Below are 15006 nucleotides of genomic sequence, written 5' to 3' on the forward strand. Positions count from 1 at the left end.
GCGGTGAGCTTCACCTTTCGGGGAGGCGATGAGCCGGGCTAAACGGGAGGCATGATCGCTTTCCGCGCCGCGGCGTTCGCCGCCGTCTTCGTCCTGGTTCCCGGCCTCGCCAGCGCGCAAGCCGAACCGCTCGCGGTCTACAAGGGCGCGACCCTGATCGACGGGACCGGCGCGCCGCCGAAGGCCCGCATGTCGATCCTGGTCAGGGGCGAGCGGATCGAGCGGGTCTGGAAGGACGGCGAGATCGCCTTCAAGCTGCCGCCGGAGACCAAGGTGGTGGACGTGGCGGGCCAGTTCGTCCTGCCCGGCCTGACCGACAGTCACCAGCACCTGGCCACGCCGCCGGCGCGGGCCTGGGCGGAGGCGGAACTCAAGCGCAGCCTCTATGGCGGGATCACCTCGATCCGCGACATGGCCGACGACTTGCGCAACGTGGCCGACCTGGCGCGCGCCACCCGGATCGGCGAGATCCCGGGACCCGATATCTACTATGCCGCCCTGATGGCCGGCCCATCGTTCTTCGACGACCGCCGGGTCCACGCCGCCTCGCGCGGCGCCAAGGCCGGCGAGGTCGGCTGGATGCAGGCGATCACGCCGCAGACCGACCTGGCCCTGGCCGTCGCCCAGGCGAGGGGCATCGGGGCCTCCGCCATCAAGGTCTATGCGAACCTGCCCGGCGAGACGGTGGCGAAGGTCGCCGAGGCGGCGCACCGCCAGGGCGTGCCGATCTGGGCCCATGCGGCGGTGTTCCCGGCGACCCCCGCCCAGGTGCTGGACGCCGGCGCCGACGTGGTCAGCCATGTCTGCATGCTGGCCTACCAGGTCTCCGAGAGGGTCCCCGGCCAGTACCACAACCGCGCCGCCGTCGAGGAGGCCCGCTTCGGCCCGGACGTGCATCCGGCAATGGCCGGCCTCTATGCCAGGATGAAGGCCGACGGCGTGGTCCTGGACGCCACTGTGCGGATCTACGAAGCCATGAAGGGCCGGCCGAGCAAGCCCTACTGCTCCACCGAACTGGCCGCTCGATTGACCCGTGAGGCACTGGCCGCCGGGGTGATCGTCTCGGCCGGCACCGACGGCGCCTCGGCCCCCGAAGCCGCCTATCCGGCCCTGCACGAGGAGCTGGAGCTGCTGGTCGACAAGGCCGGTTTCACGCCCATGCAGGCCATCGTCGCGGCCACGCGCAACGGCGCGCTTTCGGTCCGCACGCACCCGGACTTCGGGACCATCGAGGCCGGAAAGCTGGCCAACCTGGTGTTCGTCGCCAAGGACCCCTCGACCGACATCCGTAACCTGCGGACCGTGGTCACGACCGTGAAGCGCGGCGTGGCCTATCCCCGCGCCGCCTACGACCCCAAGGCCGACCTGGCCGCACGAAAGAGCCAGCCATGATCTCCCGCCGCCAGACCCTCGGTTTCGCCGCCGCCCTCGCCGCCGGCCCGGCGCTCGCGCTCACGGAAAAGCCGATCATCGTCAACGCCCTGGGCGGACTGTCGAACCCCAACCTGCAGATCGGCCGGCCCCCGGGACCGGCGGCGGACACCGCGGTCATCGATTTCGACGCACGGGCCTTAAGCGACGCCAAGGCGTCCGGCCTGACGGCGGTGAACATCACGCTCGGCTATGTGGCCGGGCCGCACGAGCCCTACGCCTATACGCTGAAGACCCTGGACGTCTGGGACAAGGTCATCGCCGACAACTCCGGCGACCTGGTGCTGGTGCGCAAGGCCGGCGACATCGCCAAGGCCGGGGCCGACCGCAAGATCGGGGTGATCTACGGCTTCCAGAACGCCGTCCAGATCGGCGAGCGGTTTGAGCGAATCGACGAGTTCGCCGCGCGCGGCGTGCGGATCGTGCAACTCACCTACAACCTCCCGACCATCCTGGGCGACGGCTCGATGGCGCCGGAGAACCGGGGCCTGACGCCGCTGGGACGCGAGGTGGTGGCGGGGCTGAACAGGGCCCGGCTGATGGTCGACCTGTCGCATTCCGGCGAGCGGACCTGCCTGGACGCCATCGCGGCGTCGAAGGCCCCGGTCTCCGTCAACCACACCGGTTGCCGGGCGCTCACCGATCTGCCGCGCAACAAGACCGACGCCGAGCTGCGCGGGGTGGCGGAGAAGGGCGGCTTCGTCGGGATCTACTTCATGCCGTTCCTGAACCCGACCAGCCAGGCCAGCGCCGCCGACGTCGTGGCCCACATCGAGCACGCCCTGAAGGTTTGCGGCGAGGACCATGTGGGGATCGGCACCGACGGCTCGGTGGCCACCATCGACGACATGGAGGCCTACAAGGCCGCGCTCGCCCAGGAGCATGAGGAGCGCAAGGCCGCCGGGATCGCCGCCAGGGGCGAGCGGGCCGACACCCAGCCCTTCGTGATGGACCTGCGGGGGCCGGACCAGTTCCGCAAGCTGGCGGGCCTGCTCGCGGCGCGGGGCCATTCGCAGCGCGTGATCGACAAGGTGATGGGCCGCAACTTCATCAGCTACGCTGAGCGGGTCTGGGGCTAGCCCATCAGCCGTCCGGCCAGCCAGTAGGTCGCCGCCGAGATCGCCGCCGCCGCCGGGATGGTGATCACCCAGGCGGTCACGATGCGCCGCGCGACGCCCCAGCGCACCGCCGAAACCCGGCGCGCCGCGCCCACGCCCACGATGGCGCCGGTGATGGTGTGGGTGGTGGAGACCGGCACGCCCAGGCTGGTGGCCGCGAACAGGGTGATGGCTCCGCCGGTCTCGGCGCAGAAGCCCTGCATGGGGCTCAGCTTGGTGATCTTCGAGCCCATGGTGTTGACGATCCGCCAGCCGCCGAACAGCGTCCCCAGCCCCATCGCCGCCTGGCAGGACAGCACCACCCACAGCGGCACGTGGAACTCGCCGGACGCCGGGCCCATGCCGTGGGCGATCAGCAGGGCGGCGATGATGCCCATGGTCTTCTGGGCGTCGTTGCCGCCATGGCCGAGGGAGTAGAGCGAGGCCGAGACGAACTGCAGCTTGCGGAACACCCCGTCCACCGCGAACGGCGTGAAGCGGATGAAGGTCCACGACACGATCAGCATCAGGAACAGCGCCAGGACGAATCCCGTGCCCGGCGAGAGCACGATGGCCGCCAAGGTCTTGTTGAGTCCGGTCCAGATCACCGCACCGGTCCCGGCCTTGGCCAGGCCCGCGCCCACCAGCCCGCCGATCAGGGCGTGCGAGGACGACGACGGAATCGCCGCCCACCAGGTGAGCAGGTTCCAGCCGATGGCCCCCACCAGGGCCGAGAAGATCAGGCCGTCGGTGATCAGGTTCGGCTCGATGAGCCCCGCGCCCACCGTCTTGGCCACGTGCAGGCCGAAGAACAGGAAGGCGATGAAGTTGAAGAACGCCGCCCAGGCCACCGCGGCGAAGGGTGGCAGGACGCGGGTGGCCACGATGGTGGCGATGGAGTTGGCCGCGTCATGCAGGCCGTTCAGGAAGTCGAACGCCAGGGCGACCACGATCAGGAAGATCAGGAGCGGCGTGAAGCCGAGCAGGTCCACTTGCGCTTCCCTAGACCTGTTCGATCACGATGCCGCTGATGCGGTTCGCCACATCCTCGAAGCGGTCCATCACCTTTTCCAGGTGGCTGTAGATGTCGACGCCGACCACGAAGGCCATGGGATCGCCATGGCGGTGGGCCAGGAACAGCGCCTTGCGCCCGGTGTCATAGATCGCGTCGGAGCGGTCCTCGATCTGGCTGATGTGCTCGGTCAGTTCGTGCAGCCGGGCGGCGTTGTGGCGCATCTTGTCCAGCAGGCCGACAGCCTCGCGGGTCAGCACGGCGGCCTCGACGATGATGTCGCCCATCTCGCGCATAGGGTCATCGAACTCGCGCAGCTCGAACAGGGTGATGACCTTGGCGGTCTTCTGCATCTGGTCGATGGCGTCGTCGAGGGAGGTGGTCAGGTCCCTGATATCGCTGCGGTCGAACGGGGTGATGAAGGTCCGGCGTACGGCGGTCAGGACCTCACGCGTGATCTCGTCGGCGGCGTGCTCATGGGCCACCACGCGGGCGCAGGCGGCGGGCACCCCGTCGCCGCCCTTCAGCACCTCGCGCAGGGCGCCGGCCCCCTCGACCAGGGTCTCGGCATGGGCGCGGAACAGATGGAAGAACTTCTCTTCCTTCGGCATCATCGCCTGGAACCAGCCCAGCATCGTCCATCCGTCTTCAGACTGTCGGCCGCCTGGTGAGCTGGCCCCCTCGCGGCTCTTAGCGTGTTCCCCGCGGAAGCCCAAGGCGCTCGGATTCGGCCAGGGCGGCTTCGCGGCGAAACACGGCCAGCTGTCCGCCTTCGAACAGGGGCCGCCAACCTCCGCCGACCAGGTCGTGCGGTCCGACCACGACCACGGTGTCGTACTCGGCGAGGGCTCGCGCGCCGATATCGGTGTCGGGGGCGGTCAGGACCATGTGCGGCCGGCCATGCAGGCCCAGCAGCACCAAGTGGTGGGCCTCCATGTTGTCCACCACGGCCGCGGCCAGGTCCGGCTGGCGCGCGAGCACCGAGTCCGCGGCCGCCAGCTCAGCGCGCAGGGCCTCGCGAGCGGGCGCGATCTCGCGCTGCCATTGGACATCGAGAAGCGTGGAGAGCACGCCCAGGGCGACGAAATAGCCGAGCCAGGCCGTTGAAGTCCGCATGCGGGTCAGGCTGGCGGCGGCGACCGCCAGGCTGGCGGCGACCGCCAGGGCGAACAGCGGCGCGCCGACCGTGAGGTTCCAGCGGGCGAAGTCGGGCCGGAAGAAGGCGGTCACCGCCGAGCCGTCCCAGGGAAAGACCATCACGCCCAGAAAGAGGCAGGCCACGAGCCCGCCGAGCCCCACCAGGGTAATGAGCGCCATTGCGACACGCCAGGCCCGGCCGCCGCCGGCCTGGAACTCCCCGATGAACGGCGCGGCGGCCAGCCAGATCATCGGGACGAAGAACTCGAAATAGCGCCCCCACAGGCGGTTCGCCTCGTTCGGGCCGTAGACGAGGGCCTTGACCGAGAAGATCGCGACCATGGCCAGCGTTGCGGCGAAGGCCAGCAGGACCAGCAGGAAGGTGGTTTCCTCCGCGTCCAACTCGAAGCCACCGCGCCGCCGGCTCCAGCGCCAGCGCGCGACGATCCGCGCAAGGCCTGTGGCGATGGGCACGCCGGCCAGGAGCAGGCTGGCGGCCCCCGTGACGGCCAGCGCCCGGACGCCCAGCATGAGTTCCGCCGGACCTGTCTGGCTGTCCAGGGCGCGGGCGTAGTGTCCGCCGAGGAAGAAGGTGAAGGGGTGGTCGATCGAAGCGCCGACCGCGAGCTGGGCCAGATTGCCCGCCGCCAGGAAGGCCGCGGTGAACAGCGTGATGCGCACGGTGAACACCCAGAGCTGGCGGCGTCCGGCCAGGGCGTCCAGCACGGCCAGGACGCCGAAGGCCGCGGCCACCGACAGGCCATGCGGCTTGACCAGCGCCAGCAGGCCGGTGAGCGCCCCGGCCAGCAGGGCGTGGGCCACCGGCCGTTGCAGGTAGAGCCGGGCCGTGACCAGGACCAGCACGCCGAGCAGGCCGACATACCAGCCCTCCGGCAGGGCCGTGAACACATGGCGATAGTAGGGAAACGCCAGGGCCAGCAGCAGGAAGCCGCCGGTGCGCCGAAGGTTGAGCCGTGGCCGGACCGCTGTCCAGACCAGCAACAGCCCGCCGAAATAGGCGCCCGCGCCCAGCACCCGCAGCCACTCCACCAGGTGCTCGGTCGCGTAGGTGAGGCCCCGGACGATCAGCAGGAAGACGGCGTTGTTCAGGGCCTGCAGGTTGGGCGCGATCTTTGGATCGGCGGCCACCGCCTTTCCATAGAGGGCGTGGATCAGATAGGCGCCCTCGTCGCCGGGATAGAGCGGTGATCCTAGGAAGATACGGTCGGCATAGACCAGGGCCACGGCCACGGCCGCCAGGCCGAGCAGCCATGTGCTCCATCGCGAGCCGACCTGGCCCTCCGCCCCGCTGTCGCCTTGACTCATGGCCGCAATCTGGCCGGTCGCGGCAACCCTGGCTAGGGCCGCCGACGCAAGCCTTGCTTTTGAATTCGGCGACCCCCTAGCTGTTGTCCGACGAGTCCGAGGGAGTTCAGATGCGCGTCCACATTCTGCGGGTGGCGACCGCCGCCCTGCTGGCCTGCGCCTCGAGCGCCGCCGCCCAGGACCTGCTGATCCATGGCGGCCCGATCCATACCGGCGAGGCCTCGGTGGAGGCCCTGGCGATCAAGGACGGCAAGGTCGCCTTCGCAGGTCCCGTGGCCCAGGCGCGCCGCGCGGTGCCCGGCGCAAAGGACATCGACTTGAAGGGGGCGGCGGCCTTTCCGGGTTTCGTCGACGCCCACGCCCATCTCTCGGGCATCGGCTTCCGCGAGATGACGCTCAGCCTGGAGGGCACGGCGTCCGTGGAGGACCTGGTCGCCCGGCTGAAGGGGTGGAATGCGGCCAACCCCGGGACGGGCCCGGTTTCCGGCCGGGGCTGGATCGAGACCCATTGGCCGGAGAAGCGCTTCCCCAGCCGCCAGGACCTGGACCGCGCCGTGTCCGACCGGCCGGTGGTGCTGGGCCGCGCCGACGGCCACGCCATCGTCGCCAACACCGCCATGCTGGCCCTAGCCGGCGTCACCCGCGACACCGTCGCCCCGGCCGGCGGCCAGATCCTGAAGGACCCGAGCGGCGAGCCGACCGGCATGCTGATCGACAACGCCATGGGCCTGGTGCGCGGCAAGGTCCCGCCGCCCAGCGCCGCGGCCAAGGCCGAGGCGGTCAAGCGCGGGGTCGACCTCTACGCCTCGCGCGGCTGGACGGGCCTGCACGACATGGGCTCGTCGAGCGAGGAGGTGGGCTATCAGCGGGCCCTGGCGGCCAATGACCGGCTGCCGATCCGCGTCGACAACTACATGTCGCCGCAGGACGCCGCCACAGTGCTGAGCGCGGGCCCATCGCAGGACCCGACGGGCCTGGTGCGGGTGCGGGGGGTGAAAATGTACATGGACGGCGCCCTGGGCTCGCGGGGCGCGGCCCTGCTGGCGCCCTATGCCGACGCCGAGGGGACCGGTCTGATCCTCACCCCGCGCGAGACCATCGACGGCGTCCTGAAGCAGGCGCGCGCCTCGGGCGCCCAGATCGCTGTCCACGCCATCGGTGACCGCGGCAACCGCCTGGTGCTGGACGCCTTCGAGCAGGCCTTCGGCGGCGACACCGCGGCGTTGAAGGCGGCCCGCTGGCGGGTGGAGCACGCTCAGGTGCTGTCGCCTCAGGACCTGCCGCGTTTCTCCAAGCTGGGGGTGATCGCCTCCATGCAGGCCTCCCACGCCATCGGCGACCTCTATTTCGCTCCGGCCCGGCTCGGCCCCGAACGGCTGAAAGGCGCCTATGCCTGGGAGAGCCTGCTCAAGAGCGGCGCCGTCGTGGCCGGGGGTTCCGACGCCCCGGTGGAGAAGGGCGACCCGCTGGTCGAGTTCTACGCCGCGGCCTACCGCCACGACCTGAAGGGCTTCGCCGGCCCCGACTGGGGACTGGACGAAGCACTCAGCCGTCAGCAGGCCCTGGCCTTGCTGACCCGCGGCCCCGCCTACGCCGCCGGCCGCGAGGGCGAGCTCGGCCTGCTGAAGGCGGGCGCGGCCGCCGACATTTCGGTCTTCTCCGTCGACCTGATGACCGCCCCGTTCCCTGAGATCGCCAAGGCCCGCGCGGTGATGACGGTGGTGGCGGGAAAGGTCGTCTACGACGGGCGCTAGCCCCCGAACGTCATCGAGAACGTGGCGCGCAGGGTGCGGGGGGCGATTGGCCAGATCAAGCCGCCGGTTGAGCTGGACCAACCGCGCTCGTCGGTGAGGTTGGAGGCCAGGACGCGGAACGTGACCGGGCGGCCGTCGAGTTCGAACCGCGCCCGCGCGCCCAGGCCGACCGTGGTCAGGGCCGGCGCGGACAGGGTGTTGCGGCTGTCGACAAAGCTCTCGCCGAAATAGTTCACCTGGGCGTCCACCGACCAGGCGCGGGTGAGCTGATGCTCGATGCTGGCGTTGGCGATCAGTTCGGCAACCCCCGCCGGCCGGGACCCGACCACGCCGGAGGCGACCAGCGGGCCGGTGACCTCGGCCTCATAGGAGACCGCGCCCAGGACCACGTCGGTCTTCTCGCCGATCCTGCCGGAGAGCGAGGCCTCGACGCCCCGGTGGGCGACCTGGCCGACCAGGCCGAAGGAGCCGTCGGCGCGGAAGCCGGTGGTGGGCTTGGAGACCTCGAACAGGGCGGCGAGCAGGGTCAGGTTGTCGGTGAGCGCGTGGCGCACGCCGATCTCCTGCTGCTTGGCCTCGACCGGCGGCAGCACCTCGTTGCGGTTGGTGGCGCTCTGCGGGGCGAAGCCCGACTCCTCCAGGCCGGTGACGTAGCTGGCGAACAGACTGGTGGTGGGCGTCAGGCTCCAGACCGCCGAGACATTGTAGAACCAGGCGGTCTCCTCGCCCCGGGTGGTCACGCCGCTGAAGGTCATGACCTCCTTCTCGTAGCGGGTGCGATGGGCGCCCAGGCGCACCTGCAGGCGCTCGCCCCACAGCAGGCCGTAGCCGAGGCTGCCGGTGAGCTGGTCGACGGTGTCGAGGCCCCGGGCGCCCGACCAGGGCGGCGGCGGCGCGGGGTTCGGCGAGGGCCCGCGCAGGTTGAAGGTCCCGGCCGGAACCGCCAGCGACTGGGCCATCTCCACCTCGCTGTGGCGGGCGCGTACCGAGGCGCTGACCAGATGGCTGAACGATCCGGCCGGGTAGACCCGCGACAGACGCGCCTCGGCGGAGTCCGACGTGTTGGTCTTGCCCGGGTTGACGAAGGTCGTAGCCGTCGCGTCGCCATTGGCCCGCGTCGCCACGAGGGTGAAGTCCGAGCGTTCGCTGGCGTACATGGAGCGGAAGGCCGAGGCGTCCAGGGTCCAGTCGCCGAAGCGGCCCTTGTAGAGGCCACCGAAATTGAGGTTCTGCGCCTCGACCCCCGCCCAGGACGGGGCGTAGTTGCGCAGGCGTTCGGCCGGCGGCGGCAGGGCGGGGTCGAGCGCGATCATCCCCGTGTCGCCGTCGTACCTGCGCCAGTAGCGCGAGGCGAAGGCGCGCAGGTTCTGGGTGTCGGAGATCTTCCAGCCGCCCACCACGCCCACGTCCATCGCCTTGCCGGAGCCGCCATAGCCCCAGGTGACCTCGGGGCGCACCACCGCCCCGCCGGTCAGCGAGAAGACCTTGTCCGGCGAGGTCCAGGAGCCGTCGGCCTGGATCACCGTGGTGCCGTAGTCGCGCAGGCCGCCGCCGATGGTCAGGCGGTTCTTTTCCGAGGGGCCGCGCAGGCGGTAGTTCACCACCCCCGACGGGGCCGGATAGGCCAGCCGCGCGGCGTTCACGCCCACCCTGACGCTGACGCCGGCGAGCACCGGATCGTTCAGGTTCGAGGCCATGGAGAAGTAGGCGTCCTCGATCCGGTAGGCGCCGCTGGACTGGAGGTCGAAGCCGCGCACCTGGCCTTCGTCATAGAGCCCGATCTGCTCGATCCCGACCCGCTCGCCGAAAGCATCGGAGGCGGTCGCGATGGCGCTCTCCTGGGCGAGGGCGGATGTGGAGGCGAAGAGCGCGAGTACGAAGGGCGCGGCCGAACATTGCATTGTTGTAATCCCGGGCGAACTGGACTGTTCAGAGACCGGGGTTTGTCGGACAGTGGCGCGGGGACGGCGTGGCGGTGGGCGTGATTTATTCGTGATGGTTTCGCGATGAACGAACACGTGGCCATCCAATGGCCTGAGCTGAACCTGGCGCGCGAGCTGCCGTTCGGCCTGGCGGGGACCCATGTGCGGCCGGCCGCTCTCGAGGTGGAGCACGACGCCAGGATCGTCACCCTGGAGCCGCGGGTGATGAAAGTGCTGGTCGCCCTGCACCGGTCCCGGGGCCAGCCGGTCAGCCGCGACGAACTGATCGATCTCTGCTGGGGCGGGCGCATCGTCACTGAGGGCGCGTTGAACCGTTGCGTGGCGCAGCTTCGCAAGGCGCTTTGCGAGAACCCCCGCATCGTGGTCGATACGATCCCCACCGTGGGCTATCGCCTGCAGGCCAACGCCGACGTGCATCGGGTGGCCCCGGCGGTCGAGCCCGTCGCCGACCCGGCGCCGGCGCGACCGGCCGCCTCGAGCCGCGGACTGTTCATCGCTGGTGGGTTCGCCGCAGCCGCCGTGGCCGCGGTGGGAGTGCTGCTCATCGCCCTTCCGCGCCCGGTGACCTGGACGGCGCAGGCCTTCCACCCGCTGACCTCGGAGCGCGGCCTGGAGACCCATCCGGCCCTGTCGCCGGCCGGCGATCAGATCGTCTACGCCCAGCGCCCCGACGTGGTGTCGCGCCGCGACCTCTACCTGCGCGCCGTGGGGCAGGGCACTCCCGTGCGGATCACCACCGATCCGGCCGACGATCACAGCGCCGTCTGGTCGCCGCGGGGTGACCGCATCGCCTTCGTGCGGACCCCGCCGGTGGGCGAGTGCAGCCTGGTGGTGACGCCGATCCCGCTCGGTCCCGAGCGCGTCGTCGCCCGCTGCCAGTCGGCCAGCTACACGCGGGTCAGCTGGCTGGACGACACGACCCTGGTGTTCGCCGACCGTCCGGACGCCGCGGCCATCTGGCGGGTGCGGGCGGTCAATATTGAGACCGGGGCGGCGCGCGACCTGACCGCGCCCTCGGCGGCGACCCTGGGCGACAGCGATCCCATGGCCTCGCCGGACGGCCGCAAGGTGATCTTCCGCCGCAGCCTGATGCACGGCGCCGACGACCTGTTCCTGCTCGACGTGCGCACGGGCAAGGAGCGGGCGCTCACCACGGACGGCTGGAAGGCGCCCGGCTATGTCTGGTCCGCCGACGGCCGCCACGTCTTCTACTCATCCAATCGCGGCGGGGAGTTCGGGCTCTGGACCGTGGACACCAAGATCGACGGCCCGCCGCGCCAGGTGAGCCTGGGCCTTGGCCAGATCAGCTTCAGCCGCATGTCGGCCGACAGCAGCAACCGCCTGGCGGTGGAGATCCCTCGCGGCCGGACCAACCTGGCGACCCTGTCGCCCGGCGGTGTCACGCGCCCGCTGACCAACGACGCCGGCTACGACTGGGATCCGGACGGCGCGGCCGACGGGACGGTGGCCTACGCCTCGGACCGCAGCGGCTCCTCGGAGATCTGGATCACCAACCCGGACGGGCGGTCCGTCCGCCTGACCTCGATCGTCGGCAGTTACGTCACCGCGCCGGCCTGGTCGCCCGACGGGCGCACCATCGCCTTCATCGCCGTGAAGGGTCGCCGGTCGGACCTCTACACCGTGGCCCGCGACGGCTCGCGCCTGCGGGCGATGACCTGGGATGGGCTGGACAAGCTCTATCCCGAGTTCGCCGCCGACGGGGCCAGCGTCAACTACCTGGAACGGACGGCGGCGGGATACCGGGTGATGCAGGTCGGCCTGGAGGCCGGCGCCCATCCCCGCCCCCTCGCGGGCGGCGCGGGCTGGCAGGTTCTGCGTGGCGGTCCAGACGGGCGGCTGTACGGCCTGAAGGTCGGCGAGTCGGTGGTTCGCGCCCTGTCGCCGGGCCGGGCCGTCCCGCTGGTGGAGATCGGCGGCTATGACGAGTGGGTCGTGGGCTCCGAAGGCGTGGTCGTGCTGCGGGGCCAGCGCGCGTCGCCGTCCAGCATCTGGCTGCACCCCTGGACGGGCGCGCCGCACAAGCTGGTGGATATCCCCAACTGCTGCGGTTCCCTGGGCCTCTCGCCGGACGGGACAGTGCTGTTCTCGCAGAGCCTGGACGACCAGATCGATCTGGGCCTGGTGAACCTGGCGGCGGGCTAGGCGCAACGAGAGGTTGACGCCGCGCCTGCCATGCCCCGAGACTGGCCTGGGGTCAGGGGCGGGGAACGATGTCGATCAGTCGAAGAGACGCCCTGGCGGCGGCGGCGCTTGCCGTCCCCGCGACGGCCCACACGGCGGACGCCGCGAGCCGATTCCCCTTTCGGGTGACCCGGAACTGCCCCTGGACCCTGGTGCAGCTCAAGGGCTACGAACCGCACCTTCCCTTCGTGCTCGACACAGGCGCGTCGTCCTTCGCGATCCTGAAGTCGAAGGCCAGCGAACTGAATCTGCCGCTGCTCGACCGCGGGCAAGCCCGAAATCTGGGCCTGCAACTGGACCTCACACTGTACCGGGCGCAGCTCGTCGTGGGCGGCGCCCTACAGGAGAACGACGCCTACATGGTCGGGCTACCCGGCGTCCTGCCGCAGAAGATGCAGGGCCTCATCCCACCGACCCGGTTCGGGGTGATGGGCTTCGACTTCGATGCCCAGGAAGTCACGATTTCCCGCCGCACGATCCAGGCCCTGGATGGCTATCACGCCCTCGACCTCGATCCCGGCGAGACCGACTCCGTCAGCATGGACAACATGGGGGCCCGGTCGCGTAGCGAGCTGTTCGAATGGACCCGCGACCACCGGCCGGTGGTGGACGTCGAGCTGGACGGCGTGAAGCTGAAGCTGCTGATCGACACCGGGGCGTCCCTCGGTATCTATCTGCACGCCCACTACGTGAAGAAGGTCGGGCTCTGGGATCGCAACGCCTCCGCGCCGAGCCAGACGCTGCATGTCGTGGGCGGCTCCCTGCAGGCCCACTTGATCCGGGCCGAGCGCCTCAAGCTGGGCAATGTCGTGTTCAGCAAGCCGGTGGTCGCGCTGGGCGATCCGGCCATCGGTGAAAAGGGTGTCGGCAAGACCATCGACGGGGTCATCGGCATGGAGTTTCTGCGCCGCCTGAATTTCGTGCACGATCCGCAGCGACGCCGGTTCTGGATCAAGCCGAACAAGGCCATCGCCGATGGCTATCGCTACGACCGCGCCGGGGCATATGTCGAGTTCGTGGACGGCGCGGGCCGGGTGACGTCGCTCTGGCCCGGATCGCCGGCGGATCGAGCGGGCCTGCGGCTGAACGACAAGATCACCGGATGGCGCGGGCGCGACGGGATCGAAGGGCTGGCCTGGGCGATGATGGGCGCGCCGGGTTCGACGGTGGAAATCCAGGTCGAGCGCGAAGGCAAACTGCAGATGGTCGCAGTAACTCTGGAAGAGCAGATCTAGCCGAAACGGCTCGTCCTGCGCGCCTCGCAAGGCCGCTATCTGGAGGCCTTCGTCCTGGCCGGCGTCGCGGCCATGGTGGCCGCGGTCGCCTCAATGATGATCCGCCGGCAGGTGAAGCCCGCCCTGGCCTAGCGTCGGCTGTCGAGGGCCATGCGAACGGCGAGGGCGCCAAGCACCGTGCCCATCAGCCAGCGCTGGACCATGGCCCAGGTCGGGCGGGTGGCCAGGAATTTCGCCACACCGCCGGCCGCCAGGATCATCACCCCGTTGCAGAGCACGCTGGCGGCGATCTGGGTGGCGCCCAGGATCATGCCCTGGGCCAGGATGTCGCCACGCTCGGGATGCATGAACTGGGGCAACAGGGACAGGTAGAGCACCGCGGCCTTGGGGTTCAGCAGGTTGGTGAACAGGCCCATGGCGAAGAGCCGTGCGTCGCCGTGCGGCTCCAGCTCGCGCACCGCGAAGGGGGAGGCGGCGCCCGGCTTCAGCGCCTGCCAGGCCAGCCAGGCCAGGTAGCAGGCCCCGACGATCCGCAGCACGTCATAGGCGACCGGCACCGCCATCACGATGGCGGTCAGGCCGACCACCGCCGAGACCATGTAGAAGATGAAGCCCGCCGCCACGCCGGCCAGCGACATGAACCCCGCCCGGCGACCCTGGCTGATGGAGCGTGAGATCAGGTAGACCATGTTGGGGCCGGGCGTCATGGCCATGCCCAGGGCGATCAGTCCGAAGGCGATCCAGTCCGTCCAGGCGACCATGCGGCGGCTCCTCTGCTTGGAGCTCCGCTATAGCCGCGGTCGCCTGAGTCCCGCGCGCCAGAAATCCGGCGCGGACCGTCAGGCGGGCTCTCAGCGGCTCGGGATCTCGAGGTCGCAGACGGTGAAGTCGGCGCCCTTGGCGGCGCGGACCTTGGCGACCAGCGCCTTGAAGGCCGCCCCGCGCTCGTCCAGCACCTCGACCCTGGGACGTTCGGCGGCGGGGAGGTCGGCGGCGACGCGGACGCGGATCATCTTGTCGGGGCTGGCCGGCGGCTCGCCCACGGTCATGGCGCGGACCACGTCCAGCCCACTCACCACCCGGCCCCAGACCGTGTAGTCGCCGTCCAGCCGGCGACTCGCGTCGCGCATGAAGAAGATCTCGCTGTTGGCGGTGTTGATCGCCTCCTGGCGGCCCATGCCGGCGACGCCCGGGCAGTAGGCGCCGGCGGCGCGGCGGCCTAGCGGGTTGGTGTCGAGCAGGTCCTGGGCGCCGATGAAGGGGGTCGATCCGACGAAGCCCTCCACCGCGTCGCTGGTCCGCCTGACGATCACGTGGGGATCGGAGGCCTTGATGCGGAAGGTGAACTCCGGGCCCAGGTCAGGATGCTTCGAGACCCCGCCATCCTTGTTGTTGGGGTTGCCGGTCTGGTCGACGAAGTTCTCGATCACCCGGTGGAACAGCAGGCCGTCATAGACCCCCTCGCGCGCCAGCAGCTTGATCCGCTCCACCGCCCTGGGCGCCAGGGCCGGCGCCATCTCGATGAGGATAACGCCCTTGGATGTCTCGATCACCAGGGTCTCGGCGGGATCCGGCGCCCGCCAGTCGGCGGCCTGGGCGGCGGTCGAGATCGATACAAGAGCGATATACAAAATGCATAGCTTGAGCATGTTCGAACTATCGACGACCTGTCTCGCACCGCAAGCGCCGAGGCTTACTAACTTGTAATGCACGCTACCTTGCACTGAGCACTACCGTGCGATACACGTTAGCTCGAAGTGGAGGTGCGCGTCGTGGCGGAAGCCGTTCAAGTCCAGCTGAAGAAGGGGGTGCTCGAGCTCTGCGTGCTCGCGCTGCTCTCCCGACAGGACAGCTACGCCTATGAGATCG

Annotated in this window: 11 protein-coding genes and 1 pseudogene; 6 read left to right on the top strand and 6 right to left on the bottom strand. The window is 70.2% G+C overall.

The genetic code is table 11. From position 1 onward, the window contains the following. Nucleotides 1-51 precede the first annotated feature (51 nt). Both Q8Q77_RS15845 and Q8Q77_RS15850 read left to right on the top strand, forming a co-directional pair. Entirely contained in the window at nucleotides 52-1392 is a 1341-nt protein-coding gene (locus tag Q8Q77_RS15845) for an amidohydrolase family protein (protein ID WP_305584604.1), read from the top strand. Beyond that, entirely contained in the window at nucleotides 1389-2510 is a 1122-nt protein-coding gene (locus tag Q8Q77_RS15850; RefSeq protein WP_305584605.1) for a dipeptidase, read from the top strand. Before Q8Q77_RS15845 ends, Q8Q77_RS15850 begins: the two co-directional genes overlap by 4 nt. Here the strand turns inward: Q8Q77_RS15850 and Q8Q77_RS15855 are convergent. From Q8Q77_RS15855 to Q8Q77_RS15865, 3 genes are read right to left on the bottom strand one after another with little or no spacing between them, the layout of a single operon-like run. Then, on the bottom strand, nucleotides 2507-3520 hold the full coding sequence (locus Q8Q77_RS15855; protein ID WP_305584606.1) for an inorganic phosphate transporter: 1014 nt from the start codon (nucleotides 3518-3520) through the stop codon (nucleotides 2507-2509). The genes Q8Q77_RS15850 and Q8Q77_RS15855 overlap by 4 nt on opposite strands. 10 nt (nucleotides 3521-3530) lie before the next feature. Then, nucleotides 3531-4175 carry a DUF47 domain-containing protein gene (locus tag Q8Q77_RS15860; RefSeq protein WP_305584607.1) on the bottom strand — a complete coding sequence of 215 codons (645 nt, stop codon included), beginning with the start codon at nucleotides 4173-4175 and terminating at the stop codon, nucleotides 3531-3533. A gap of 55 nt (nucleotides 4176-4230) precedes the next feature. Beyond that, nucleotides 4231-6003: a hypothetical protein gene (locus tag Q8Q77_RS15865; RefSeq protein ID WP_305584608.1), complete on the bottom strand. Its 1773-nt coding sequence runs from the start codon at nucleotides 6001-6003 to the stop codon at nucleotides 4231-4233. Nucleotides 6004-6113: 110 nt separating this feature from the next. On the opposite strand from Q8Q77_RS15865, the gene Q8Q77_RS15870 reads away from it, so the two are divergent. Next, nucleotides 6114-7757, top strand: a complete 1644-nt coding sequence (locus Q8Q77_RS15870; RefSeq protein WP_305584609.1) for an amidohydrolase — start codon at nucleotides 6114-6116, stop codon at nucleotides 7755-7757. Here Q8Q77_RS15870 and Q8Q77_RS15875 read toward each other — a convergent pair. Further along, the gene (locus tag Q8Q77_RS15875; protein ID WP_305584610.1) at nucleotides 7754-9658 is read right to left on the bottom strand and encodes a TonB-dependent siderophore receptor; all 1905 of its coding nucleotides are present in this window, start codon (nucleotides 9656-9658) and stop codon (nucleotides 7754-7756) included. The two genes, Q8Q77_RS15870 and Q8Q77_RS15875, sit on opposite strands and share 4 nt — an antisense overlap. 105 nt (nucleotides 9659-9763) lie before the next feature. On the opposite strand from Q8Q77_RS15875, the gene Q8Q77_RS15880 reads away from it, so the two are divergent. Together Q8Q77_RS15880 and Q8Q77_RS15885 are read left to right on the top strand one after the other, a co-directional pair. Continuing rightward, the gene (locus tag Q8Q77_RS15880; RefSeq protein ID WP_305584611.1) at nucleotides 9764-11863 is read left to right on the top strand and encodes a winged helix-turn-helix domain-containing protein; all 2100 of its coding nucleotides are present in this window, start codon (nucleotides 9764-9766) and stop codon (nucleotides 11861-11863) included. Between the two features lie 68 nt (nucleotides 11864-11931). Next, on the top strand, nucleotides 11932-13137 hold the full coding sequence (locus tag Q8Q77_RS15885; protein WP_305584612.1) for an aspartyl protease family protein: 1206 nt from the start codon (nucleotides 11932-11934) through the stop codon (nucleotides 13135-13137). 128 nt (nucleotides 13138-13265) lie between these two features. On the opposite strand, the gene Q8Q77_RS15890 is transcribed toward Q8Q77_RS15885, so the two are convergent. Further along, nucleotides 13266-13898, bottom strand: a complete 633-nt coding sequence (locus Q8Q77_RS15890; protein WP_305584613.1) for a LysE family translocator — start codon at nucleotides 13896-13898, stop codon at nucleotides 13266-13268. A gap of 90 nt (nucleotides 13899-13988) precedes the next feature. After that, nucleotides 13989-14786, bottom strand: coding sequence for a peptidylprolyl isomerase (locus Q8Q77_RS15895; RefSeq protein WP_305584614.1), 798 nt, complete (start codon nucleotides 14784-14786; stop codon nucleotides 13989-13991). 123 nt (nucleotides 14787-14909) lie between these two features. Between Q8Q77_RS15895 and Q8Q77_RS15900 the strand changes: the two are divergent. Further along, a pseudogene (locus Q8Q77_RS15900) lies at nucleotides 14910-15006 on the top strand (PadR family transcriptional regulator); the annotation flags it as partial.

The organism is Phenylobacterium sp., from assembly GCF_030698145.1.
Taxonomy (GTDB): Bacteria; Pseudomonadota; Alphaproteobacteria; order Caulobacterales; family Caulobacteraceae; genus Phenylobacterium.

Coding starts and splice junctions, on each gene's coding strand:
- Q8Q77_RS15895 (WP_305584614.1), bottom strand. CDS start 14,786: ATGCTCAAGCTATGCATTTTGTATATCGCTCTTGTATCGATCTCGACC.
- Q8Q77_RS15870 (WP_305584609.1), top strand. CDS start 6,114: ATGCGCGTCCACATTCTGCGGGTGGCGACCGCCGCCCTGCTGGCCTGC.
- Q8Q77_RS15845 (WP_305584604.1), top strand. CDS start 52: ATGATCGCTTTCCGCGCCGCGGCGTTCGCCGCCGTCTTCGTCCTGGTT.
- Q8Q77_RS15890 (WP_305584613.1), bottom strand. CDS start 13,898: ATGGTCGCCTGGACGGACTGGATCGCCTTCGGACTGATCGCCCTGGGC.
- Q8Q77_RS15850 (WP_305584605.1), top strand. CDS start 1,389: ATGATCTCCCGCCGCCAGACCCTCGGTTTCGCCGCCGCCCTCGCCGCC.
- Q8Q77_RS15865 (WP_305584608.1), bottom strand. CDS start 6,003: ATGAGTCAAGGCGACAGCGGGGCGGAGGGCCAGGTCGGCTCGCGATGG.
- Q8Q77_RS15880 (WP_305584611.1), top strand. CDS start 9,764: ATGAACGAACACGTGGCCATCCAATGGCCTGAGCTGAACCTGGCGCGC.
- Q8Q77_RS15860 (WP_305584607.1), bottom strand. CDS start 4,175: ATGCTGGGCTGGTTCCAGGCGATGATGCCGAAGGAAGAGAAGTTCTTC.
- Q8Q77_RS15875 (WP_305584610.1), bottom strand. CDS start 9,658: ATGCAATGTTCGGCCGCGCCCTTCGTACTCGCGCTCTTCGCCTCCACA.
- Q8Q77_RS15885 (WP_305584612.1), top strand. CDS start 11,932: ATGTCGATCAGTCGAAGAGACGCCCTGGCGGCGGCGGCGCTTGCCGTC.